Here is a 24,131-nt window from a genome sequence, read left to right as displayed (position 1 = left end):
CCATCTTAAAAGATATCAAAAATGAATTCAATCATTTTTTACTGAAAGGTTGAAACGAATGTGCCCGAAAAGAAAAAGAGGCCGGAACCGGCCTCTTTTGTTATTTTTTTTCTTTTAAAACGGAAATCGGCAGTGCTTCTTCCCCGTCTGACGGGGAAGATCTGTGTCCCCAGGCGAATACGCCGTTGATGTAATCAATGCGGAAAGTGTCATCAGAACCTTCTATCTGATACACCCCGCCGGGCCGAAAGTCTTCCGGGTTCAGCATGTAAGCTTTGGCCATCGTAATTTTCCGTTCAAGCACGGCCAGTTCATTTACAATGCCCATCTGTTCCGCTTTTCGCGCTTTTTCCGTCAGTCCCGCAATTTCTGTCTGAAGTTCATGAGGCGTCATTTGACTGTATCGTTTGTCCATTTCAGTTTACTCCTCTTCCTGCAAGAATTGATCAATATCGTCAATCGAGAATCCTTTTCTGAATAAGTACTGTTTAACCTTCATTCCGCTTTCATAGCTGCCGTCATAGCGGTATTTCCTGATCGCTTTTTCCGCATGAGCCTTCAGAGCTTCCATCTCGGCTTCATCATCATTTTCATACTCCGTCTGCTCCAGAGCGGCATTGATGACGTCGAAAGGGAAACCTTTTCGCTGAAGCTGCATCTGCGCCCGCTGTCTGATCTCTTTTGTGGACAGCTTTTTGTCCTTTTTCAGGATTTTGCTGATATGTTTCAGCGCTTCTTGTATCTGCTCATCAAATGTAAACGCACTGAGCGTCTCCTTGATGGTATCGTCGTCTATTCCTTTCGCTTTCAGCTCGCGGAACAGGACGTCAGGGCCTTTGCCGTTTGTTTTTTTGTGGGTGCTCGCATAGGCTTCGGCAAATTCTTTGTCATTTAAGTAGCGGTAATCGTACAGTTTATGGATGACTTCAGAAATGACCATGTCCGGTGTTTCTTTTTTCTTCAGATGATCGCGGACTTCTTTTTCAGAGCGCATCCGGTATGATAAAAATTCTACGGCGCGGTTAAAGGCTTTTTTCACGTCATCGCCGTACTGGATTTCAAGAATGTCAAGCTCGTCCAGTTCTTTCCCTTTTTTCAGGTCATAACGCACAAGCACGTCGGCGTCGACGCTGAATGCATATTTCTCATCAAGAAAGATGTTGAAGCGCTCGGTATTTTTCTTTTGGGTCGATATTTTTGTAATAAACGGCATCCCGGTCTCCTTCCCCGCCCCGATGTTCAGGCGTTTTTCTTTTTGGCAAATGAGGTACAGTATATATATCAACGTGTAAGGAGAGATGGATATGAATATCGCGATGACAGGCGGCACTGGTTTTCTGGGCCGGCATCTGACAGGTGTGTTTACCCGCCGGGGACATCATGTCTATATTTTATCAAGAAAACAGAGAGAAACCGAACAAAAAAATGTGACATATGTTCAATGGCTGGCCGAAAATGCGGCGCCTGAGCGCGAGCTTCCCCCTATTGATGTATGGGTGAACCTCGCCGGCAAATCCATCTTTGACCGCTGGACGGACACAACGAAGGAACAAATCATCTCAAGCAGAATAGAAGCGACGAGAGAAGTCAGACGGATTATGAAGCAGCAGCCGAAAAAACCCCGGGCTTTGATTCAGGCCAGCGCCGTCGGCATTTACGGCACAAGCACAGAAAAAACGTTCACCGAACAGTCCGATACGTCAAATGAAGACTTTCTCAGTCATACGGCTCGTATGTGGGAGCGTGAAGGCCAGAAAATTGAAGCGCTCGGCATCCGGACGGTATATGCCAGATTCGGGGTGATGCTCGGTGAAAAAGGCGCCCTGCCGCTCATGGTTCTCCCTTATAAGCTGTTAGCCGGCGGCACCATCGGCTCTGGACGGCAATGGCTGTCATGGGTTCATGTGGATGACGCCGCGGGACTCATCGCTTATGCGGCGGAGCATGATGACTTGTCCGGTCCCATGAATGTGACATCGCCGAACCCCGTAGAAATGAAGCAATTCGGAAAGACGATCGCAAGCGTCCTGCACCGCCCCCATTGGATTCCCGTACCGGAACTTTTTCTGGAGAAGACCTTGGGAGAAATGAGCCTGCTGATCGTAAAAGGCCAGCGCGCCCTGCCTAAGCAGGCGCTGACATCCGGTTTTCAATTTACATATGAAGAACTTGATTTGGCTTTAAAGGATCTCTTATCTGCATAAAAACGGAAATAAAAGCCAATCCTATTGGTATTCTGTTTTGAAGGAGGGTCTTCTTTTATGGAAAAGAAGCGCGAAAAACATCAGCAGGGAGCCAATCTGAAAAAAATGCAGGAAGTCCTTTATTCCGGTGAATTCAAAAAAGCGGAAAGAGCAGCCAAACGGAAATAAACTGAATAAAGATCAGGACCGGGCAGATACTATGTTTGTTTGATATCACTTTTTTCAGGGGGCGATTGATATGGGCAGAAATCATACTCACAAAAACCGTGATAAAAACAAACAAAAACTTCCTCAAGTTCCGGATGCTTTGAAACGCGAAACAGACGGCACGTACGAGGAATATTCAAGCGAGCTTGCTGATTCCGCTGACCGCGAAGCGCAGGCGCGGATGAAAGCCGCTGACAACAGAGCTAAAAGCAAAACCCGCTAATACGAAATCCCCGCCTCTGTATAGAGACGGGGATTTTTTTTACAGTTCGGTAAACAGGCTTTTTGCCGGCGTCCGTTCTTTCGCCTTAGGCTGTTCGTCCGGATAGCCCGTTTGAATGATGGCGGCAAAGCGCTCATTATCAGCAAGACCGAAGTCTTGGTGCACCTGTTTGTCATACATGATGCGGCCGCTTTTCCAGACCATGCCGATGCCGTTTGAATGTGCGAGAAGCTGAAGGTTTTGAATCATGCCGCTCAGCGCCGCGAAATCATCGTTTCTCGTAAATTCATTTTCATCTTCTTTTAAGACGACCAGTAAAAATCCCGGAACGGCGCTGAGGTTTTTTCTCATGTTCCGCTCTTTTTCCTCGTTGAAATCATCTTTTATCTTTTTGAAAAATGAGACGTAGCTGTCCGCAAGCTTTGCTTTTCCCGCTTCGCTTGCTGCGTAGATAAAACGCCATGGCTCCGTCAGTCTGTGGTTCGGTGCGTAAACGGCCGTTTCAAGCATCTCTAATATGACTTCAGAAGGTACGGTTTCCGGTTTAAACGACCGGATGGATCTTCTGTTTCTGATTGTATGTGCAAGACTTTCGTTTTGCTGTAATTGTTCGGTTTTCGGCATGCCGATTCACCTTCCTATCCAAATGAAAATGATTATCATTTATAATATAACGGATACGACCGGCTTTTGTAAACCGTTACGGAAGCTGAAAATTGATTGTTTCGGCATACACGGCCGTTCCCGTCATCTTGATGTTCATCTTTTCGTTATCTTCTGTAATCCTGATTTCCACTTTTCCGTCTTTCCCGATTTCCTGGCCTTGTTCAATCGTGAGGCATTCGGCTTCGGAGCCTCCGTATTGCCGCATATAGGCCGCCATGACGCCTGAAGCGGTTCCCGTGACGGGATCTTCGGTCGTACCGGAGAAAGGGGAAGAAAAATGGCGTCCGTGCAGATCACTTTCCGGATGAACGGTTTCAAGAGAAAACGGATGAACGCTCGCTTTCGGAAGATCGCGCAAAATAGCGGGGAATTGTGCGTTGTCCGGCACCATATTCCGTGATGCTTTAAGTGATCTCAGCGGAACAATCAGTGTCCAGATCCCCGTTGATCCGTAAACAATCGGCAGCTCGCTGTGAAAATCCTCAGCCGTAATTCCGAGCGAGGCCGCAAGCTTTTCTTTGTCGCCCGTAAACGGCAGAAATTGCGGGGGAGCCTGTTCGAGTGTGATGTATACCCGGCCGTTTCGTTCAGCGGCTTTTGCGGGAAGAATGCCGGCTTTTGTTTCAATTTGATATGTCTGATCAGCCTGAAGCCTTCCCTTTTCAATTAATGCGTAAAGAGAGGCGACGGTAGCATGTCCGCATAAATTCATTTCGTGGCCGGGTGTAAAATAGCGGATGCGCAGATCGGCTTCTCCGCTTTTACAGAGAAATGAGGTTTCATTGTACCCTGCCATTTCGGCGATCATCTGCATCTCTTCATCTGAATAATCATCTCCGTTAAAGACGATTCCCGCGGGATTTCCCAAATCCGGAATATCGGAAAACGCTTCATATTTAAACACGGTTGCCTGTTTCATTCATCAGCCTTCCTTTCACCTTATGATCATGTTATTCAGTATAACAGAGTGAAATTAGAATTTTTAGTCAATTATTTTTAAAAAAAGACGCCTTTTAACGGCGTCTTTTTTTGGTTTTTCCGATCAGGCGGGTGACGAGGATCATCGTGACGGACAGCGATCTGTTTTTGCGGTACGCCAAGTATTTCCCGCGCCACTCCGGTTTGTATTTTTCTTTAAAGGCCCGCAGCCCGCTGAAGCTGTACATATACCGGACGTTGTTGAAGATGACGGCCGCGATTCTTTCCGACCAGAAAGATGTAAAAGCCGTTCCTACGTTTGACAAAGGCGCCATGCCCATATTGAAGGTGGTATAGCCTTTTTCCTGCGCCCAGAGAAACAGACGGATGAAAAGCGCGTCCATAATACCGTTCGGCGCGCTTTTCCGATAACGCATCAAGTCGACGGATATCTCGCCTTCCTGATACATCGGCATCAGGTTGGCAAAAGCGATGATCTCCCCTTCCGCGTCTTTCACGTAAGCAATCGGCGCCTGTTCCAGATAATCCCGGTCGAAGAAACCGAGGGAAAAACCTTTCTCTTTTTTCGGTCCGAGCCATTCGTCCGAAATGTCTTTCAGCTTGGCGATAAACTCGGAGGAAAACGGCGGTTCCCCGACATGAAATGTGTAGCCTTCGCGGTCAAATTTGTTGTTAATCGCCCGCAGCCCCGCTTTTTTCTTACCTGAGAGCGTAAAGGCCTCCATATCCACGAATGCTTCTTCTCCAAGCTTGAAGAAGTTATAGCCGAAGTCATGGTACAGCGCCAGATCTTCACGTTCGATCTGATAAAACATGACACTCAGCCCCTGCTTATGCGCTTCATTCAGAAATTCCTCAATCACAAGCGGAAAAGAGTCTCTCTGTCCTGACGGATCACCGAGCACGACAAGCCTTCTGGAAATCTGGCTGAACAATAAAAGCGCTTTGCCGTCGCTTGAGAAATAAAACCGCTTATCCCCGAGAAAGCCGAGATGGCTGAGCGCGTTTCCTCCTTCTTCCGCCAAAAAGGACTTCAGCCGTTCAGGATCGGCCTCTTCTCCGATCGGCTTCGATCTTTTATGATAAAAGAACGTAAACAAAAGGAAAAACAGCGGCACAACAATAATGGCCGTCATCGTGGCATATGTAATGTGCGAATTGTTATGGACGAAATAGTCGTGGCGCAGGAGCCGATTCATTTTATCCCAAATAAAGCCGGCAATGAGATTGTAGTTAAACAAGGCGATAATAAACAGAGCGGCCGCAAAAATCATCTGGCCGAGCGTATACGATGCCTGCTCTCTGATAAACTGCCGCTTTAACAGCACAAGCAATACGATGACGACAGGCAGAATAAAGATCGCGCTGATGTTCATTCCTTTTAAGAAACTGAACACAAAACCGCCGACCAGCGCGGCAACCGCCATTGAATAAGAACGTTTCGTCCGTTTGTATAATTCAATCGGCAAAATTAATAGAATCAAAGCCGCGCTTAGCGATAACGCGTTAAACGCAAGGAGCGCCGGGCGCGGAATGTGCGGGATGACCGTCTCCCTGTCGATCGGCAGGGCGACGGACGCAAGCACGACGACTCCCGCCATGAAAACCAAAAGCGACAGCGAACCGTAAAGCACCCTGATTAAGATAGCGCGCTGGAATACGAGAAGCACGTTCGTCGTTTCCACGGCAGGCGCCATCTTCGGATTTGATTCCAGCCGTTTAAGCGTATTTTCCGTTAAGTCGCCGGCCGCAAAGAACAGCCCGAACACAAACGGAATAAATGAATACACAATCCGATAGATGACGATGGATGTCACAACCGCCTCCTGGGGAAAGCCCATATTCTGCATGCCGAGCAGAAACAGAAGGTCAAACGAACCGAATCCTCCCGGCACAAGGCTGATGATTCCCCCGATAGCGGCAATGGCAAATACACCGAATACATGGCGGACATCCGCTTGAATCCCCATGACATACAGGGAATAATACATGACGACGGCCGCCGCAAACCATTCGGCAAACGATGCCCCGATGTAAGAAAAAACCGGATGCCTCGGTTTTGCTTCACCGTCTTCTGCGCCAGCTTTTTTATTGTTGATCCCAGCGGCGATTAAGGCTGCCGGCACAATAAGCGCCACTCCGGCGATAACAGCCCACAGCCACGGTTTCTCACCTGTAATCTCTCCAACCGGCAGAACCCGGGCGATGGTCAGGATACTGAAGACGGACAGCCCGAGCAGCGCTGAGGACGTAAGCCAGGCGATGCCTGCGACGAGGCGTTTTACGTCATTCGTATGTTCTTTGTAAAGCATCGTCCGCAGCCCGATGCCCGCCAGACCGCCGAATCCAAGGACATTGTTAAAGGAATTGGCGATAAAGGAGACCCTGAATACTTTCCAATTCGGAATGTTGAGGCGAAGCGTCCGTTTCAGCACAAAGTCATAAAAGGACATCGCGCTGACGGCAAGAAGGCCGAGCAGAACGAGAATAAATAAATCGTAACGCTCAATCCCGTTAATAATGTACAGCGTTCTTTTAAAAGAAAGGTCTGTCAATTCCTTTTTGGACTGATAAATGACTAAAAGCAAAACTGCAATAGGAAATAATACTTTTAATATCGATAAGGCATTCTTTTTAGTCAGCAATGTTCTCTCCAATCATCATAAAATAGCTTATTTATCATAATTCCCCCAATAATCTCCAACATATTATACACTACCACCTCACATTCAAACAAAACTCGTCTGCAACTTTCTTTCTCTGATTAAAATCAGTAATATGGTATGCAGGAGTATGAATGAGGAAGTGAGACGATGGATTATAATCTGCATGATACAACAGTATTAGGCGGCGATATTTTTTCTCCTGAGGAACGGGATATTTGGGTGCTGTACATGAAAGTGATGACATCGGCGGGGCTCGGCGATGTGTCGGAGTGGATGAAGCTTGATATGAGCATGCCGCAAATGAAGGTGCTGATGCTTCTGAACAACCACGGGACGCTTAAGGTGAGTGACATAGCGGAGAAAATGGGCGCTTCTCTTTCAAATACGACGGGGCTCCTTGACCGTTTAGAAAAATCATGTTTCATTACACGCGCTCCGTCAGAAGAAGACCGCCGTTCAGTCGTCGTTCAATTAACGGAAAACGCGAAAGATATTTTCCGCAGCCTTTATCAAAAAGGACATGTAAAATTGAAGCGTTCATTGGAAACGCTGACCGCTGAAGAAAAACAAACGGTCAATCAAGGGCTTTCCATTTTGGCAAGAGCGCTTGATTCTTCCAAACAGGGATAGAGATGAAAAAGGCCTGCCGGTATCGGCGGCCTTTTTTTGTTTGACATTTAATTCATTTGAAGTGAATAATATATTCGAAGTGAATTAAAAACGGAAGGATTGATCAGTATGCCGGAGCCATTGCAAACAGAAAAAAACCAGAGCTGGGCCATCACTCTCTTTACGATCGGTGTGTTCATGGCGGCGCTGGACAACGGAATTATTTCCGCTGCTCTGACGACGATTAACAGCTCTTTTGATGTTTCTCCTTCATGGGGATCGTGGGGAGTGACCCTTTACACATTGGGACTCAGTGTCAGTGTGCCGATTGTCGGCAAGCTGTCGGACCGATACGGGCGGAAAAAGCTGTTTATGATTGAAGTCGGGTTGTTCGGACTCGGCTCTTTGCTTGTCGCACTCAGTCAGAGCTTCCCGATGTTTTTGGCGGCACGGCTCATTCAGGCCCTTGGCGGCGGCGGAATTTTTATTATCGGGAGTTCGCATGTACTGGCCGTGCTTCCGAAGGAGAAACAGGGGAAAGCTCTCGGGCTTTTAGGGGCGATGAACGGTATGGCGGCCGTCCTCGGACCGAATATCGGGAGCTTTTTGCTTGATGTAACCGGGTCGTGGCATTGGCTGTTCTTGATTAATCTGCCGATTGCCGCCGCTTTGGTTGTGTGCGGCGGTTTGTTTATCGCTGAAACGAAAGAGCCTGAGGCGAAACGGCTTGACCTCGCCGGCACAATGCTGCTGTCTCTTGCGATCTTATCTTGCATGATCGGTATCACGAATCTCGATGGGGCGAAGCTGTCAGAAAGCATAATGAACGTAAAGGTGTACGGGTATCTTTTGGGAGCGGCACTTCTCTTTCTGGTGCTGCTTAAAGTCGAAAAGCGGGTTGAAAACCGAGGGGGCGATCCGATTCTCGCCTACTCGCTGCTGCAAAATAAAGTGTTTCAATGGACGCTCGTCATCGGATTTTTATCGGGAGGGCTGCTCGCTGCGGTCATTTTTATTCCTTCTTATGCGGAGCAATATTTGCACGTATCGGCGGAGAAAGCGGGTTATTGGATGACGCCGCTCGCGTTGGCGTCAGGAATCGGAGCGTGGCTCGGCGGGGCGATCACGGATAAAAAAGGGCCGGTCTTCTCCGCGGTTGTATCAGGCGCCATCGCATTTGCAGGCTTCAGCCTGTTTCCGTTATGGGTGACGGATAAATGGGAATTTGTCACAGCGAGTGTCATTGCGGGGGTCGGTTTCGGATTTCTGCTCGGGGCTCCGCTGAATGTGCTTGTATCAGAAACTTCGGGCCAAAACAAAGGAACAGCGCTCGGCACGCTGTCACTCGTAAGGCAGGTCGGGCTGACGCTCGCTCCGGCTTTATATGCCGGCTTCATTACAGCGGGCTTTGACCGGATCGGAGATGACATCAAAAACCGTTTAGCGAAAAGCGGCATTCCCGCTGATCAGGCGCAAATGCCCGATATCGGCGGCGGACTTTCTTCGTTGCAGGAGCAAGTGAGCCGAATCCCTGTTCCCGCCGTCAAAAAAGCGGTTTCTGATGCAATTGAAGCGGGCATTTCCAGCGGCTACCACCATCTTTATACGGCAGCCGCCGTCATTTCATTATGCACGATTGTGTCTGCGGCTGTTTTGGCGTATTTCCGGAAGCCGGCATCCTCTAAGACAGATGCCAGCCCATCCGCCGGGAAAGCTCAGTAATATGGGCGATGTGATGTTCAGAGTGCCAGACATATAGCCCGAGCGCTTGTTCCAGCGTAACCGTCTCTTTAGATACAGGATGGAAGTATGTCCGTTTGAATTGGGCTTCCGTCATGGAGCGCAAAAGAGCGGCCCATCTTCTGTGCAGGATCGTTAACAGCTCAAGCGCATCCCCGCAAGCGGCGGTTTTGGAATCATGAAGATCGGCCCAGCCTTTTTCATCATAAGGACGGATTTCCGGTTCATTCTCCGTTAAGCTCAATTTAAACCGGGTATAGCCGTTCATGTGGCTGTCCGCCAGATGGTGAACCACTTGGCGGACAGTCCATCCCCCTTCGCGGTAAGGCGTATCAAGCTGACTGTCCGACATCGCTCTGACAGCTTGTTTCAGTTTGGCCGGAGCGTGTTCCAGCGCATTGATCCATTCTTGTTTCTGTCCGGCCGAAATCGATTCAGCCGGCTGATATTCTCCAATCGGATAGCTGAGGGTTTGTTTTTCCATTTTTGTCTCTCTCCCGCTGATCGTATTATGAAAGTATGATGGTGATGTCGCAGCCTTCCGCTTTCGCTTCACGAAAGACCTGAAGCACACTCTCGGCGCCATTTTCTGTAAGCTGCTTGCTTTGTTCAAACTGGCTCCATTCTAAAACGAGGGGGTATTCCACCCAGCCGGTCAGACAATCCCATAAAGCGTCAAGGTTTTCACCGTAGTATTCAGGAAGGGCAAGTTCCTTTTTCAATGTCTGGTGCAGGTCGCTCATACTTCTGATTTGCTCCCCGTTAATAACTGCTTTATTCATGCGCTGCTCCTTTCCCATGTTTTTATTCTATCAGTTTACCATTTTCCTCTTCAGAAGTGGCCGGAGTCTGCCGCGGTTCCAGCTGGACGATGCCTTGCCCGCCGTCAACGGCCACCCTGTCCCCCGTTTTCAGTTTTGACGTTGCATTTCCGCATCCGACAACGGCAGGAATCCCCAGTTCCCGGGCAACGATCGCCGCGTGGGACAAAGGGGCGCCGACATCCGTTATGATAGCAGCCGCTCTTGGAAAAAGCGGGGTCCAGCCTACATTGGTTGTCGACGTCACTAAAATTTCCCCCGCCGCAAAAGAATCCCCGTCTTCCGGAGCATCAAGGACACGGACAATGCCCTCCACTCTCCCGGCCGCTCCCGCGAAACCTTTTAAAGTATGCGCATCATCAGTTTCCGCAGGCATAAAAGCATCGTAATAATCCGCTCTTCTGTCAGGATCCTCAGCCCATTTAAACGGATTGAACCTTCCGTTAATAACGGATGGGAACGGCGGCAGTTTTTTATAGGTTTCATAGTTTTGCTTTCTCGCTTGAATCGACGCAACCGCCGGCTCTTTCCCCGCGAGCAGATCGGTTATTTCATGCAGATACAGGAAGAAAATATCGTCCTTCATGCCGGTCATTTCCGTCGCTCTGAGCGCGAATGCTCTGGCTGTCCGGTACACCCTGACAAATTCGGATCTGGTTGTTTCTCTAATATTCGCGTATTCTGACGCTTTTTCCATTTTGGCTTTGAGCCATTTGACCTTATGAGGATACTTTTCTTCAAATCTTCGGAAGGCCTGTTCATGCGCCCGCTGCTGTTTCAAAAGCAGTTGTTCGGCATCAATACCCGACTCCTTGTGTTCTTTGATCTGCTTCGTCAGCCAATCCCGGTTTTCTCCCGGATGCGGTATGGAAAGTTCGTATTCATGCGGGCCACGGTGGCCTTGGTTCCTGAGATATTCTTCCTCGCTCATACGGCCTTTCATGACTTGATCAATGCCGATAATCGGCTCCAGGCTGGCCAGTCCGCCTTTTCCCCTCAGATTGGACAGCAGGAGATTCGCATCTTCTATCCCTGCGAGTTTTGTTAATTGAGAGGTTAACGACGAAGAGGATTGCGCAGAATCACGCCCGCCGGATATTAACGCAAACCACGCGTTGCATAAATACGGATAGATCTCATTGTTCCATATCGCTAATAATGCCCGCTCCGTTTCGGCACGTTTCAGCTTTTCCTCAATATTCCGGCACCACTCCGGCGATTCGTCCAAGTAGGAGGACATGTTTTTTTTCGCTTGCTTCATTTTCGACAGATACGGTTTCAGTTTTTTCGGGATGATCTTCAAAAGTTCATACTTTGAGAACGGATATAAAGGAATCTTCATTTCCGCCGGGATTTCACCCAATGTATCGCTCATCATTTTTCCTATTTTTCCGCCTTTCGGATTCAGACCGAAAGCGGCAAGAACGGAAAGAGGCTGGCTCATATTGTTATAGGCTCTGCCGCAAATATTGCCGGACCAGACATAATAGCCCGGAATAATGCCCGACTCTTCATCCAGATTCCGGAGGAGCGACCATGTCAGCGGCGTCATCACATCGGGAATCGCTTCTCCTATATTGGTGTTTGTCCATAAAAAATCACCGCTGAAAGAATCATTCCATTCATAGGTTTCCAGATTTCCGGCTTGTAAGGTCGTAATCGGGCGGGATTGAAGAATATACAATGTCCCGCCCGCGGCAGCCCATTCAATATCCTGCGGCCCTCCAAGATCTTTTTCCAGCTTTTTCGCCAGTTTATAGAGCTTTGACGCATATTTGCGAAATTCCCCGGGGCCGTCATATTTTTTCTTGGGCCGTGCCAGTTTAAAAGAATAGGCATCGGCTTCCCCGGAAACAAGCTGCTCCCCGAGACCGTAAACGTAATTGCCTGTCATCTCCCGCCTGCTCCCCGTAATCGGATCTGCGGTAAACAGCACTCCGGATATGTCAGACGGTATCATCAGCTGGATGACGATTGCGATTTCATGCTCATCTTCCATTCCCTGAACGGCGCTGTACGCTTTTACTCTTTCTGACTGTGTCGATCGGCGGACTTCATCAATCGCCCTGAACATGTCTTGATCTGTTTTGACATTCAACACCGTATCGAATTCTCCGGCAAAGGAAGCCTGAGCGGAATCCTCGCTCAGCGCGGATGAGCGTACGGCAAACAACGCAGATGCATGGCGGCTGCGGATGGAATTCACATATTGATCAACAGCCTCTCTCGCCTGATGGCGGAGCTGTCCGTCCTGAAAGGCAGACGGCAAAATCACAAACCCTTCAGGCACAGGATACCCGCTTTGATACATTTTAGAGAGAATGCTTCCTTTTCCTCCCGCAAAGGAATAAAGTTCGGCCGGAAGTTCTCCGAATGTTTTGACACAGTCATTCATAATGTCCCCGCTCCTTTTTAGTCGTTCATCCAAGCTCACAGTTTTTCTCTTTTTCACTTTTTTTGAAAGTATTTCCTATAAGTATACAATATATCGGTCTTCACAAGGGAGAAAATCGATGGCGTTATGTTGTCATAAATGCATCCGTCAAAACGGCCGCAGGCGGGGGCTTTGTTTGCAGGATGTACAACTATCCGTCCTCGTGCCGGATAAGGCGGACCCATATCAAAAAGGCGGCCGAAACGCCGCCTTTTTTTCAGACTGTGCGGCCTTGATGCGCCGCCGTATTTCTTTTGGTCTGCTTCGGCTGATACACTTTCCCGACAAACAGGTATCCGTATCTGAAATGGTTGCACACCCAAGATACGAAAATGGGACCGAGCGTGCAGATCAAAAATAAAAGAAGGATGGCAGCCGGCAAAGGCATTGACCGCAAATAGCCTTCCAGAAGATATCCGCTGATTAAAAAGTAGGAGTGCAGCAGATAGATTGAAAACGAATAGTTGCTGATCATCATCACAATCGCGGGCACTTTTTTGAGCTTTGAAAACAGATGAAAACACAGAAAGATCATACTGACCGCGTAAATCATAATATCCGGACGCTTAGAGGAAATGGAGCCGCCGCTGATATATGAAACGGCCACAATCAATATTGCCGATACGGCTGCACTGAAGTAAACCGCATAACGGTACTGATTGATGAGCGATAAAAAACGCGGATATTCCTTTCCGCAATAAAATGCCAGACAGAAATAAAATACCCAGCCCGGAAACGGAACCCAAAAGAACGGAAAAATAGAATCAAGCCCCGATGATACGGGCGGATGAACGATGGAAAAGTAAGCCAGATAGACGGCGTTGATGATAAACGAAACAGACAGCACCCACACGGGAGATGTGTTGTTCAGCCAGCGGTGCAGCAGCATATGGAGAATGTAAAATTGAAAGATCACAAGAATGAAGTAGCCGATGAAGTTTCCTAAAAACACATTTTCTAAAAATTTACCGATCACTGAAACGAATCCGGCTCCTTCTTCCGCCACGCTTTTCATTAAAATGGCATCCACCGCGGCAATAAACAGAAACGGCACGAAAATGACTTTGCCCCTTTTCTTTAAAAAACCCGCGGGAACGCCTCCCGGGTATGACCTGGCAAGCAGAAATTCCGAAATAAAGATAAACGCCGGCGTGCTGAACATCAACAGGGTCCGAAAAGCATCAACCGTATGGGCGGCACTGGCTAAGGACTCTTCCTGAATCATCAGCACCATTGAAACTGCATGAAGCAGAACCACACTTAAACAGGACAGGCAGCGAATCACGAAAATTTCTTTTATCTGCATGCGGCCGCTCCTTTTTCACAAGCGCGCCGGACTTTAGCGTATGCTTGGCGCAGCCATTTTTCCCGCAGCTCGGGTGTGCTCGTTTTGACGACAGAAAAAAGGTTCCGCTCGGCTTTTTGAATGCCGCAAAATTGCAGAATGCCTTTTTTCAGCGTAATCCAGTCCGAGTTTTTCCGGAACCACTTTAAGTACCAGCCCGGGGAATCCGCCGTATAAAAGACTTGTGCCGTCTCTGCCCGGAGCAGTCCTTTTACGCGGCCGTTTTCATATGTGTAGGCTTCTCCGGCGACAAGCACTCTGTCAAAAAAGCCTTTCATAATCGCCGGAACGCCTCCCCACCACAGCGGGTAGATGAAAATGAGATGATCCGCTTCTTTCATCAGTTTCCGGTATTTCTTCGTTTCAGCGTCCCGGTTCATGTCAGAGCGCTTTTTTTCGCCGCCGTACTTCAGCACGGGATCAAATTGGTCGGCGTATAAGTCAATGACCGTATAGCTTCGGCCGCTGTCCTTTAAAGCCATGACGACGTATTTTACGAGAGCCGCATTGAAACTGTTCTCATCCGGGTTTGCATACACAATCACCGTCTTCATATGTCCCTCCCAGTATTTCTTAATTTTTACAATGATTATATCATGATGTCATATGAATGAGGCAAAGACATGAGAAAGGCTTTTTGATAACCCCTTTCTGCATATTTTCGCTGATTTTGCCGCCGCAGATTCAATTACAAGCATCCGGCACTTCTCCGTTTTTGAGCGGCCGTATGGTATACTAGCTGTCAAATGAATGGGCTTGGAGGACAACATGAGAATTTTAAAGTACGCGATTTTAGGGCTTTTGCGAAAAGGCGAATTGAGCGGATATGATATATCGAGCTATTTTAAGGAAGAGCTCGGCCAGTTTTGGAGCGCAAAGCACAGCCAGATTTATCCGGAATTAAAAAAACTGACGGCTGAGGGATTTATTACGTTTCGCACTGCGATTCAAGGAACAAAGCTTGAGAAAAAAATGTACACGCTGACTGACAAGGGAGAGCTGGAGCTTGCTGCCTGGCTGACGAAAAAAGACCCGATTCCGGAAACGGTGAAGGATGAATTTATGCTGAAGGCTTATTTCATCTCAGCTTTGACGCAGGAAGAAGCGGATGAGCTATTCACCGATCAGCTCGTAAAGCGGAAGGAGAAATTGTCCGATCTGGAAAACAGTTATCAAGAACTGATGACATCGTCCGCGGAGGCGGATTCATTTTCTTCTCCTGATTTCGGCCATTATCTCGTGCTGACAAAAGCGCTTGAGCGGGAACGGAATTATATTTCCTGGCTTGAAGATATTTTGGCTCTCATCAAAAAAGCATAAACAAAACGGGGCGGCTCTGTATCTGCAAGCCGCCTGTTTACGTTCTGAGAACCGCATTGATAAACGAATCAGCCATTAAAATAAGGAAAAGCAGACTGAAATACACAATCGAATAAAAAAACATCCCCTTCGACCATTGCGTGTCATCCGCCGCCTGAAAGCCTTTGACGCTCCGGTACAGCCAGATGGCTCCGAGCAGGAGAGCGGACGCGGTATAAAACGGGCTGACGTCTATATAAAGAGGAACGAGCAGCGAAACCGCAGTCAGAACGGCAATATAGCGCAGCATTTTTATTTTTGTGACGCGATTGCCTTTTATAATCGGCAAAAGCGGAATGCCGGCGGCACGATACTCTTCCTTTCGCCTGATTCCGATCGCCCAGAAATGCGGCGGCTGCCACAAAAACATAATTGCGTATAACAAAATCGCGGGCATATCAATGTACCCAGTCAGCGCGCAATAACCGATTAAAGGCGGAGCCGCCCCCGGAAAGCTGCCGACAAATGTGCTCCAGACGGATTGTCTTTTAAACCAAAGCGTATAAACGACGGCATACAGCAAAAATGCAAGCAGGCCAAGAACGGCGGTCAGTACATTAAGCGAAGCAAGCATGATGAATCCGCATGCGCCGAGACATGTGCCGTACAGGATCATGACCGGCGGCGGTATTCTCCCCGTGACGCTTGCGCGGGTGCGGGTTCGAGCCATCTTTGCGTCCATGCCGCGGTCAAAGAAGTTATTAAAAACAGTGCTTGATGCCATGACCAACGCCGTTCCGATCATAGCAACCGCCATGGCGGCAAATATACCGGGCCCTCCGCCCGTCCTTTCCGACTGAAGCCATGCAATCCAAAATCCGCCCAATGCGGCAAGTGAATTTGAGATGATAATCCCCGGCTTGGCTAGAATGATAAAGTCCTTAACCGTCACCCGGTTTCCGTTATGCTTCATCGGCTGTTCCGTCTGTGCTGCATTTGAATTCATTTGTTCAGGTTCTCCTTTTTCGGCTTATCATATCAGGAAGAATCAGGAAGAACAATTTATTTTGGACATTTTTCACACAATTGTAAATTGTATATGAAAAGCCGCATCTTGTGACCGGATGCGGCTTTTGCCTTTTTCTATTCAAATTCTGCCCATACAACACCCTGATCCGCCGAACGGACACAGTTTTCAATCCAGCGGATGCCCTGAGCTCCGGCCGGCGATGGCGGGCTCCATGCGTCATTTTTGCGCCTCACTGAGATGTTCGCTCTCTTCAGTCACAGACGTTCTTTCCCGAGCCTTTTCAAGAAAAACTTCAGAAAAATAAAAACCCTTGCCGGTTAGACGGCAAGGGTTGTTTCTTACAGTGTAAATGCGATATCCGCCCCTGATACAGGGTCTTTGACGAATACGCCCTCTTCTTTTTCTTCGATCTCAAAGCCGGCATCGGTCAGCGCTTTTGTCACACGTGACAGCTCTTTTTGATGCGGCAGCGCGATGGTGTAATAATCCAGCCCGCTTGCATTTCCCGGTTTCGGCGACGCATGTTCTCCGGCCCATATATTCAGACCGATGTGATGGTGATACCCTCCCGCCGAAACAAACAGAGCAGACATGCCCGCGTAATTGCCGACAATGTCAAAACCAAGAATATCGGTGTAAAACGCTTTGGCTTCCTGTAAGTCCGTCACATGAAGATGGATGTGGCCGATAACAGTTCCTTCTGGGAGACGGCTTTTCCGTTCAGCTCCGGCTTCTTCCAAAAGCCCGTCCACATCGACGGGCGCCGTTTGCATAACATAATTGCCCTCTGCATCCCGGCGCCACGTGCTGCGGGGACGATCGGCGTATATTTCAATGCCGTTGCCGTCCGGATCAGACAGGTAAAGAGCCTCACTGACCGCGTGATCCCCCTGACCGAGCGCGATGCCGTTTTCAATCAGCCTGGCCAATGCGATACCGAGTTCTTTCCGGTCAGGCAGAAGTATCGCGAAATGGTAAAGGCCGGTGACAGACCGCTCCGGCAGAACGACGGCGCCTGGATTTTCTTCAAGCACCAGCAGTACGCGTTTTCCGTCTGCTGACAGTCTTGCTGAACGATCTGTCTGCGAGATGACTTGAAGGCCGATTACATTCCGGTAAAAGCCGAGCGAGCGTTCCATATTTTTAATGGTCATTTTGACATAGCCGATTGCCGTATCTTGATGAATACCGGTCATTTGAACGCCTTCTTTCTTATGCTGAAAAAGTTTCTCCCTTTTTTGATTTGAAAAGGAGCTGATCCAATGAAAGCAGACGGCTTCCTGAAAGCGCTAAGTGAATTGACGCAACCAGTAAGATGAAATCAAATTCCGATCCGCCCATAAATGGTGAGGAAAGCTTCGCCGTGAAGATGGCGCCGACTAATGTGACGGCAAACAGAACGCCGATAATGCGCGTTGCCAAACCGAAAAAGATCAGAACCCCGCCGACAAGCTCAATCGTAGCGATGACATAGACCATAAATGCCGGAATCCCGATGCTCTGGAAAAATTGCGTAGTTCCTTCCAACCCTTGAAACTTGGATAAACCGTGAACAAAAAAGATAATACCTGTTACAACCCTTAAAAGCAGTGTTCCTGTTTCGAATGATTTATTCATAAAATCCTCCTTGAAAATTATTATCACTTACTTTATGTAAGCTAGTATATATACATAACTTATTTACGTCAAGTAATTTTGTTACATTTAACGAAAATAACTTAAAAGTACTATTTGCCTTCGCAAAAAAAGACCTCCGCACTCTGTCGGAGGTCTTTTTCCCTATCTATGATTCCCGGAACTGGCTTTCATATAATTCCCGGTAAAACCCGTTCTGCCTGAGAAGTTCGGCATGGGTTCCTTTTTCAGCCATTTCGCCGTCCTTCAGCACAAGAATCTGATCGGCTTTTTGAATCGTGTTCAGCCTGTGAGCGATGATGACGCTTGTTCTGCCCGCCATTAAACGGCCGAGCGCTTCTTGTATTTTCACTTCCGTCACCGTATCAATGTTGCTCGTCGCTTCATCCAAAATGAGCAGCACCGGGTCCGCCAGCACAGCTCTCGCGATGGAAATAAGCTGTTTTTGTCCTTGGCTGATGCCCGCGCCGTTTTGGGTAAGGACGGTATCGTAGCCTTTCGGGAGCCGTTCGATGAATCCGTGGGCATTGGCGGCTTTTGCGGCTGCCTCCACCTCTTGATCAGATGCGTCCAGACGGCCGTAACGGATATTTTCCCTGATGGTGCCCTGAAAGAGAAAGGAATCCTGCAGGACAAACCCCATGTTTTTTCTCAAACTGGATCTCGTCAGTTTTTTGATGTCCGTTCCGTCAATGAGGATTTTTCCGTTATTCGGCTCGTAAAAACGGGCGATCAGGCTCGTAACGGTTGTTTTACCCGCTCCGGTCGGTCCGACGAAGGCGATTGATTGTCCTTTCGGAACGCTGAAGGACAGGTGTTTTAAGATCGGGCTGTCTTCCTGATAGCCGAAGGAGACATCTCGGAATTCAATCTCTCCCGTTTTGATCGGCTGGTACAGCGCATGCTCTTCATCTTCCCGCTCCTCTTTTTCATCCAGCACGTCAAACACCCGCTCAGCCCCGGCGATGGCCGATAACATCGTATTGAACTGATTGGCTAAATCATTTAAAGGGCGCGTGAACTGCCGCGAGTATTCGGCGAATACGACGATAGATCCGATTGAGATCCATCCCTTCAGCGCAAACAGCCCGCCGACCGCCGCTATAATCGTAAAGCTTAAATTGTTTAAAGAGTTCATGACTTTCGGAATGAATCCCGAAATTGTCTGCGCCCAAAACCCCGATGATTGTAACGCCGCGTTTTTTTCTAAAAATTGTTCCATGACGCGGTCTTCCCTCGAATAGGCTTTAATGACCTTCGCCCCTGATATCGACTCTTCAATAAAACCGTTCAGCTCGCCGAGGTTTTTCTGCTGCTGTTTAAACAGCAGTCCCGTCCGGTTGGTGATCCATTTAATGCTCAAAAGCATGATCGGAATAATCAAAAGCGTGATCAATGTTAAAAGCGGACTCATGTACAGCATGACGGAGATTGTGCCGATGAATGTAATGACGCTCGACAGCACTTGAATGACGGATGTATTTAAAGTGGAGCTGACATTTTCGATATCATTGGTGACCCGGCTCATTAAGTCCCCGAGCCGCTGTTTATCAAAAAACGGAATCGGCAGCTCATGGAGATGGGTAAACAGCTCGCTCCGCATTTTAAACACGGTGCTTTGCGAGATATTGATCATCCAATAGTTTTGAAACCATAAGGACAATGATTGCACGAGGTAAATCCCAAACAGGATGAACAGCACCCCCGCCAATCCGTCTGTCGTCTGTCCGACGATAAAATGATCAATCGCTTTCCCGATGACGAACGGTCCGAGCAGGCCGAATATGGCGCTTATGACTACCATGATGATCACAAGGGTTAAAAGCCCTTTTTTCTCGGCTACATAAGACCAGATTCTGCGCAGCGTGCCTTTTGTATCTTTTGCTTTCGCGCGTTTTCTGCCGCCTTCATTTGATTTGAGCGGTATTTTCGGATATCGGAAAGGTTTACGAATGTCTTTTTGCATTGTCAGCTCCCTCCTTTCCGAATTGTGATTCATAAATCTGCCGGTACAGATGAGACTGTGCCATCAGCTCTTTGTGCGTGCCTTTGGCCAGCAGTTCGCCGTCTTCAAGCAATAAGATGGTGTCAGCCTTCATTGCAGTCGTTATTTTCTGCGTAATAATCAGTGTCGTGCATTCATAGGATCTGATCGCTTGTAAAAGCTTCGCTTCCGTCTGAAGATCGAGCGCGCTCGTACTGTCATCTAACAGCAGGAGGGACGGCTTTCTGATAAAAGCGCGTGCGATGGAAATCCGCTGTTTCTGCCCGCCTGACAAATTGACGCCCCGCTGTCCCAGCACGGTGTCGTATCCGTTTGACAGCTTCATAATTGTGTCATGGATTTGCGCGTCTTTGGCCGCTTCCATTACTTCATCTAGTGAAGCATCCTCCCGCCCCCAGGCGATATTTTCACGGATTGTTCCCGAAAACAGAAGCACTTCCTGCGGAACATAGCCGATTTCCCTGCGCAGCCCGCAAGCGGAGAATTCACCGATCGGTTTGCCGTCTATGAAAATACTGCCCGAATCAGCCGTGTACAGGCGCGGAATCAGCTGAAAAAGCGTTGATTTTCCTGAGCCTGTCGCGCCCATAATGGCAACCGTCTCTTTTGGGCTGGCAGAAAAGGACACGTGATGCAGCGCGTCTTTTTCCATGCCCGGATAGCGGAAGGACACTTCGCGAAACTCAATCCCGCCTGCAAGCGCCCGTGCCGGGTCCTGCCCCGTTCCCTCGCCGCCTTCTGTTTCCAGCACCTCGCCGATTCTTTCCCCGGAAGCCTTCGCCCGGGAAAATACCATGATGAGAAAAGGAAGGACGGACAGCGCGCCTGTAATCCGCGTCGCATAGTTAATGACGGAAACGACATCGCCGACCTGCGCTCCGCCCTGAGCAATGCTTTTGGCGCCGAACCATAAGATAAACAAAATGCAAATGTTCATCAGCAGCATTAAAATCGGCATCGCCGCTTCCACGAGACGAAAAGCGGAGACCGTTTTTTCCATCAGCTTCGTATTCGATTTCAAAAAACGTTTCACTTCGTGGTTTGCACGGAGGAGCGCTTTAATCAGTTTGATCGCCGTCAGGTTTTCCTGCATGATCGTGTTGACCTGATCAAGCCGCTTTTGCACAGACCGAAACAGCGCGCCGCCTCTTTTCAGCACCCACAGCAAAAACAAAAGCAAAATCGGGACCGTGATCAGCAGAAAAAAACCGAGTTTCGCATTGACGGTCAGCGAGAGAATAATGCCGCCTGCGATCATTAACGGCGCACGAAGCATAAACCGGAGACTCATGAAAAGCATATTTTGGACCTGTGTCACATCGTTTGTCAGCCGGGTGATAAACGATGTGGATGAGAATTGCGCAAACGTCGAATAAGAGAAGGATTGAATTTTTTGAAAAATCCCCTTTCGCGTATCATACGCATAGCTCTGGCTGATGTGGGCGGAGTAGAATGAATTTATAATTCCCGATGCGAATGAAACAGCGGTCAGTCCGATCATCACGCCGCCCCACAGCCAAACCGTACCGAGATCCTGCTTTAAAATTCCTTCGTCAATGATTTTCCCGATCAGCAGGGGCTGTATCAGCTCTACCGCAAGCTCGATGAGCATGAAAAACAGAGCGATTCCCGCCAAAAGAGAATACGGTTTTACATATGATAAAGCCTTTGACATGTGTAAGCCTCCAAATCCTTTGTTCAATATGTATGTATATTTATTTTATTTGTTTGTCTTAAATGAATAAAGGATTAACCCTTGAACTCGCACTTTTATTATGTACTTTGTGTAAAATGATTGAAGATAAAAATGAAGGGATGAGGCGTGCAGATATATGGAGGCTGTCTTATCTTTTCTTATTACCAGCTTTTGAATCGGAGCCTTGATTTTAAAATGAATTAGCGGAGCCTTTAAAAAGGCGTCCGCTATTCAGGATGGTCAATTATGCTTTGTCATTTCATTTAACGAATGAAAACGAGAGCGACCCCGAATCCTTTACCAGCATCAAACTCATTGATCACTTTCATGACCTGCCAGCGCTGGTTTGAAGCATCAGATTTTGTTGCAATCCCGTTATGAGCGTGAATAAAATCTCCCGGTTTCACAGTCTCATCGCATCTGACATATACCTGGCCGATGAGCCCGACAATGTTCCATTCGTCTCTCTCTTCTCTTGAAGCGTAGTCTTCTTCAGGCCGAAAGTCCGGATTTTCCTTTGGCGCCATGACCGTATGGCCGTTCGCATCTTTCTGTTCTTCATAAACATAGCCGCCAAATTCATTCTTTACGTATCGTCCCGACCAGTGAAAACTCGACTCGCCAAGAATCACTCCGGCGGTCTCGGAAATGACCCCAAGCATGAGGTCACCTTTTTCAGCCGGTCTGATCTTATCACCTTCAAGTGTGACAAGTGTTCCCGTCGGAATCTTTTCCCCTCTCAGGCTTTCAAAATACTCGGCGTAGTCAGAGAATGTCGAGGAACCTGTTACGCCTCCCGCAGCCTTAATTGTTCCTTCTTTTGCGTGAAGCTCAATCTTTCTGTTGGCTGATGACGGAGTGCTGCCGGCACCCCAGCCAAGTGCTACAGAATCTGAATTCGGATTAATTGTATTGTACGAAGAAAGCACTGAAGATTGAGCCGCTCCGGTTGCTCTTCCCCGAACAGAACCAGCCACAAAATTATTATTGCCTGTAGCGTGAGATTCACGGGAGCCAATGACTCCGCTTCCTTTATGTTTGAATAAGAAATAAGGAGTGACTGCTCCTCCAATGTTAAAGTCAGTTTCATAACCTGAAAAATCACAATTGGATACATTAAGATCTGGATCTGAGGAATAAATTCCAACTGTCCCGCTATTATTTTTTGGAGATCTCTGTCCCCAAACATTACTAACAACAGACTCGTACATTCCGCTGCCAAATGCAACTCCTTTTTTTCCGGAGTCAATCAAGGTGACACCATCCACCATTACTTTCCCTACTGAGTTATCCCCGCCGACAATATATAAGTCATTGTCTGCAGTCTTAAATCCGCGAATGGTTATATTCTTTAAGCTAATTAAGCGTCCTTTATAAAATACGCTGACTACCGAATTACCCTTATAATCAATTGAACTATCATCACAAACAGCATGGAAATTCACAACACTCACCCCATCATATCCGGAGATTTGCAACGCGTTTGGACCCGCCCCTTTGTAAAGATCATTCGGCTTAGGGTTATATGCGATACAATTCGCAAGCTGCACATCGTGGGCTGTCGCTGACTGAGGATCGCTTGCTGTGTGGTGACCGATATGGCGAATGCTATATCCAATGGCATTTTCGTATGCGCGACAGTTAACAAGCTGCACTCTCTCGCAGCCGGTGCATAACCGTGTGCCTTAATCTCAAAGCCTCGGACTCCTCCAATTGAGATACAACTATCAATCATTACGTCTTGAGAGCCGTCATCAATTTCAAAACAGTTTGTGTTAGAAGTTCCATCGTTTAGCCCCATAGGATGATAAGAGAGGCAATGACTGAAAGTCGTGTGTTTCCCAAAGTGACAAGTAAAGTTATCATCGCCGGACCCTGTTGCTTCACAATGTGAAAACGTTACAAAGTTACAGCCGTTGGGCTGATAATAAGTTGGATCATCTTTTTCTCCATGTCGGTTATAGTTCGGGCTTGTAGAATCAAAGCCGTGCAGGCCGGCGTTCTTCGCAAACACATGCTCAACAAAAGAATAGTCAACATTCGCAAAAAGCAAACAGCTTGAAGTGGGACCTTTCGGAATCTTCCAGCCGGCAGGACGCGTATCCTTGTTCCAATCCAAAGTGAGATGGCCGACATAAATATTTTCATTACCGTTCGTATAATCACTGTTGGTCAGAACAGAATGGCCGACCGGTGTTTCGTCTAATAATTTAATGACCGTTCTTTTCTTGCCTGCTCCGACAAGCATTGTATTTGACGGAACAAACAATCCCGATGTTCTGAATACACCCGCGGGAACTGTTACGACATAACCTCCGTCGGCCATGGCATCATGAAATGCCTGCGTATCATCCGTTACGCCGTCACCTTTAGCTCCAAAATCCATAACGTTCCGCTCTGTCACATGTTCAAATCTGTTTTCATACATGTTAAGTCTTTCATTTAAATTTTCATAAGTTGACGTGCCGTTGCTAAGCGCAGCACCGATTTTGCTGTCAATCGCTTCAAAGTTTTGAGCAATGCTTTCAACCTCAATCCCCTCCGTTTTATCGGGTTTGTAAAGTCCTAAGAAAGTCGTATAGTTTGTCATTGCCTTGCCTCCTATTTTTGAA

At 48.0% G+C, this 24,131-nt stretch carries 21 protein-coding genes and 2 pseudogenes; 6 read left to right on the top strand and 17 right to left on the bottom strand.

The genetic code is table 11. From position 1 onward, the window contains the following. Positions 1 to 100: 100 nt before the first annotated feature. Together ACWHAR_RS18100 and recX are read right to left on the bottom strand one after the other, a co-directional pair. Positions 101 to 415 carry a YfhH family protein gene (locus tag ACWHAR_RS18100; protein ID WP_007408553.1) on the bottom strand — a complete coding sequence of 105 codons (315 nt, stop codon included), beginning with the start codon at positions 413 to 415 and terminating at the stop codon, positions 101 to 103. Between the two features lie 6 nt (positions 416 to 421). Further along, a complete protein-coding gene (recX, locus tag ACWHAR_RS18095; RefSeq protein ID WP_032872395.1) occupies positions 422 to 1,213 on the bottom strand; it encodes a recombination regulator RecX in 792 nt (263 codons plus the stop codon). Positions 1,214 to 1,304: 91 nt separating this feature from the next. Between recX and ACWHAR_RS18090 the strand changes: the two genes are divergently transcribed. The 3 genes from ACWHAR_RS18090 to ACWHAR_RS18080 all read left to right on the top strand — a co-directional run bounded on the left by ACWHAR_RS18090 (position 1,305) and on the right by ACWHAR_RS18080 (position 2,634). Then, a complete protein-coding gene (locus tag ACWHAR_RS18090) occupies positions 1,305 to 2,204 on the top strand; it encodes a TIGR01777 family oxidoreductase (RefSeq protein ID WP_032872392.1) in 900 nt (299 codons plus the stop codon). Between the two features lie 57 nt (positions 2,205 to 2,261). Next, on the top strand, positions 2,262 to 2,372 hold the full coding sequence (locus ACWHAR_RS18085; protein ID WP_003155504.1) for a YfhE family protein: 111 nt from the start codon (positions 2,262 to 2,264) through the stop codon (positions 2,370 to 2,372). Between the two features lie 70 nt (positions 2,373 to 2,442). Next, positions 2,443 to 2,634: a YfhD family protein gene (locus tag ACWHAR_RS18080; protein WP_003155508.1), complete on the top strand. Its 192-nt coding sequence runs from the start codon at positions 2,443 to 2,445 to the stop codon at positions 2,632 to 2,634. Positions 2,635 to 2,673: 39 nt separating this feature from the next. Here ACWHAR_RS18080 and ACWHAR_RS18075 read toward each other — a convergent pair whose 3' ends face one another. The 3 genes from ACWHAR_RS18075 to mprF all read right to left on the bottom strand — a co-directional run bounded on the left by ACWHAR_RS18075 (position 2,674) and on the right by mprF (position 6,884). After that, a complete protein-coding gene (locus tag ACWHAR_RS18075; protein ID WP_032872389.1) occupies positions 2,674 to 3,258 on the bottom strand; it encodes a nitroreductase family protein in 585 nt (194 codons plus the stop codon). Positions 3,259 to 3,334: 76 nt separating this feature from the next. Next, a complete protein-coding gene (locus ACWHAR_RS18070) occupies positions 3,335 to 4,219 on the bottom strand; it encodes a PhzF family phenazine biosynthesis isomerase (RefSeq protein ID WP_032872386.1) in 885 nt (294 codons plus the stop codon). Between the two features lie 94 nt (positions 4,220 to 4,313). Beyond that, on the bottom strand, positions 4,314 to 6,884 hold the full coding sequence (gene mprF, locus ACWHAR_RS18065; protein WP_032872384.1) for a bifunctional lysylphosphatidylglycerol flippase/synthetase MprF: 2,571 nt from the start codon (positions 6,882 to 6,884) through the stop codon (positions 4,314 to 4,316). Between the two features lie 168 nt (positions 6,885 to 7,052). On the opposite strand from mprF, the gene ACWHAR_RS18060 reads away from it, so the two are divergent. Continuing rightward, positions 7,053 to 7,535 carry a MarR family transcriptional regulator gene (locus ACWHAR_RS18060; protein WP_007610142.1) on the top strand — a complete coding sequence of 161 codons (483 nt, stop codon included), beginning with the start codon at positions 7,053 to 7,055 and terminating at the stop codon, positions 7,533 to 7,535. A gap of 108 nt (positions 7,536 to 7,643) precedes the next feature. Then, the gene (locus ACWHAR_RS18055; RefSeq protein WP_032872380.1) at positions 7,644 to 9,236 is read left to right on the top strand and encodes an MFS transporter; all 1,593 of its coding nucleotides are present in this window, start codon (positions 7,644 to 7,646) and stop codon (positions 9,234 to 9,236) included. On the opposite strand, the gene bstA is transcribed toward ACWHAR_RS18055, so the two are convergent. The 5 genes from bstA to ACWHAR_RS18030 all read right to left on the bottom strand — a co-directional run bounded on the left by bstA (position 9,196) and on the right by ACWHAR_RS18030 (position 14,408). Beyond that, a complete protein-coding gene (gene bstA / locus ACWHAR_RS18050) occupies positions 9,196 to 9,738 on the bottom strand; it encodes a bacillithiol transferase BstA (RefSeq protein WP_007610139.1) in 543 nt (180 codons plus the stop codon). The two genes, ACWHAR_RS18055 and bstA, sit on opposite strands and share 41 nt — an antisense overlap. A gap of 25 nt (positions 9,739 to 9,763) precedes the next feature. Then, positions 9,764 to 10,036: a ribonuclease inhibitor Barstar gene (locus tag ACWHAR_RS18045; protein ID WP_029973990.1), complete on the bottom strand. Its 273-nt coding sequence runs from the start codon at positions 10,034 to 10,036 to the stop codon at positions 9,764 to 9,766. Between the two features lie 22 nt (positions 10,037 to 10,058). Continuing rightward, positions 10,059 to 12,470: a PEP/pyruvate-binding domain-containing protein gene (locus ACWHAR_RS18040; protein ID WP_032872377.1), complete on the bottom strand. Its 2,412-nt coding sequence runs from the start codon at positions 12,468 to 12,470 to the stop codon at positions 10,059 to 10,061. A 256-nt stretch (positions 12,471 to 12,726) separates the two neighbouring features. Then, positions 12,727 to 13,815 carry an acyltransferase family protein gene (locus tag ACWHAR_RS18035; protein ID WP_032872375.1) on the bottom strand — a complete coding sequence of 363 codons (1,089 nt, stop codon included), beginning with the start codon at positions 13,813 to 13,815 and terminating at the stop codon, positions 12,727 to 12,729. After that, on the bottom strand, positions 13,806 to 14,408 hold the full coding sequence (locus tag ACWHAR_RS18030; protein ID WP_032872373.1) for an NAD(P)H-dependent oxidoreductase: 603 nt from the start codon (positions 14,406 to 14,408) through the stop codon (positions 13,806 to 13,808). Before ACWHAR_RS18030 ends, ACWHAR_RS18035 begins: the two co-directional genes overlap by 10 nt. 214 nt (positions 14,409 to 14,622) lie before the next feature. On the opposite strand from ACWHAR_RS18030, the gene ACWHAR_RS18025 reads away from it, so the two are divergent. Further along, entirely contained in the window at positions 14,623 to 15,174 is a 552-nt protein-coding gene (locus ACWHAR_RS18025; protein ID WP_012117104.1) for a PadR family transcriptional regulator, read from the top strand. Positions 15,175 to 15,211: 37 nt separating this feature from the next. Here ACWHAR_RS18025 and cyoE read toward each other — a convergent pair whose 3' ends face one another. The 7 genes and pseudogenes from cyoE to ACWHAR_RS17990 all read right to left on the bottom strand — a co-directional run bounded on the left by cyoE (position 15,212) and on the right by ACWHAR_RS17990 (position 24,109). Then, positions 15,212 to 16,159 carry a heme o synthase gene (cyoE, locus tag ACWHAR_RS18020; protein ID WP_032872371.1) on the bottom strand — a complete coding sequence of 316 codons (948 nt, stop codon included), beginning with the start codon at positions 16,157 to 16,159 and terminating at the stop codon, positions 15,212 to 15,214. A gap of 137 nt (positions 16,160 to 16,296) precedes the next feature. After that, a pseudogene (locus tag ACWHAR_RS18015) lies at positions 16,297 to 16,377 on the bottom strand (hypothetical protein); the annotation flags it as partial. A 144-nt stretch (positions 16,378 to 16,521) separates the two neighbouring features. Beyond that, complete coding sequence (locus ACWHAR_RS18010) at positions 16,522 to 17,379, bottom strand: VOC family protein (RefSeq protein WP_032872368.1); 858 nt, start codon at positions 17,377 to 17,379, stop codon at positions 16,522 to 16,524. Positions 17,380 to 17,395: 16 nt separating this feature from the next. Further along, complete coding sequence (locus ACWHAR_RS18005; RefSeq protein ID WP_007408534.1) at positions 17,396 to 17,800, bottom strand: DoxX family protein; 405 nt, start codon at positions 17,798 to 17,800, stop codon at positions 17,396 to 17,398. A gap of 166 nt (positions 17,801 to 17,966) precedes the next feature. Beyond that, the gene (locus ACWHAR_RS18000; protein ID WP_032872366.1) at positions 17,967 to 19,784 is read right to left on the bottom strand and encodes an ABC transporter ATP-binding protein; all 1,818 of its coding nucleotides are present in this window, start codon (positions 19,782 to 19,784) and stop codon (positions 17,967 to 17,969) included. After that, the gene (locus tag ACWHAR_RS17995; RefSeq protein WP_032872363.1) at positions 19,765 to 21,498 is read right to left on the bottom strand and encodes an ABC transporter ATP-binding protein; all 1,734 of its coding nucleotides are present in this window, start codon (positions 21,496 to 21,498) and stop codon (positions 19,765 to 19,767) included. Before ACWHAR_RS17995 ends, ACWHAR_RS18000 begins: the two co-directional genes overlap by 20 nt. Before the next feature lie 284 nt (positions 21,499 to 21,782). Then, positions 21,783 to 24,109: pseudogene (locus tag ACWHAR_RS17990) on the bottom strand (peptidase G2 autoproteolytic cleavage domain-containing protein). Between the last annotated feature and the right edge of the window lie 22 nt (positions 24,110 to 24,131).

The sequence above is a fragment of the Bacillus sp. LR--39 genome, assembly GCF_053613335.1.
This window is presented reverse-complemented; position numbering and strand designations above follow the sequence as displayed.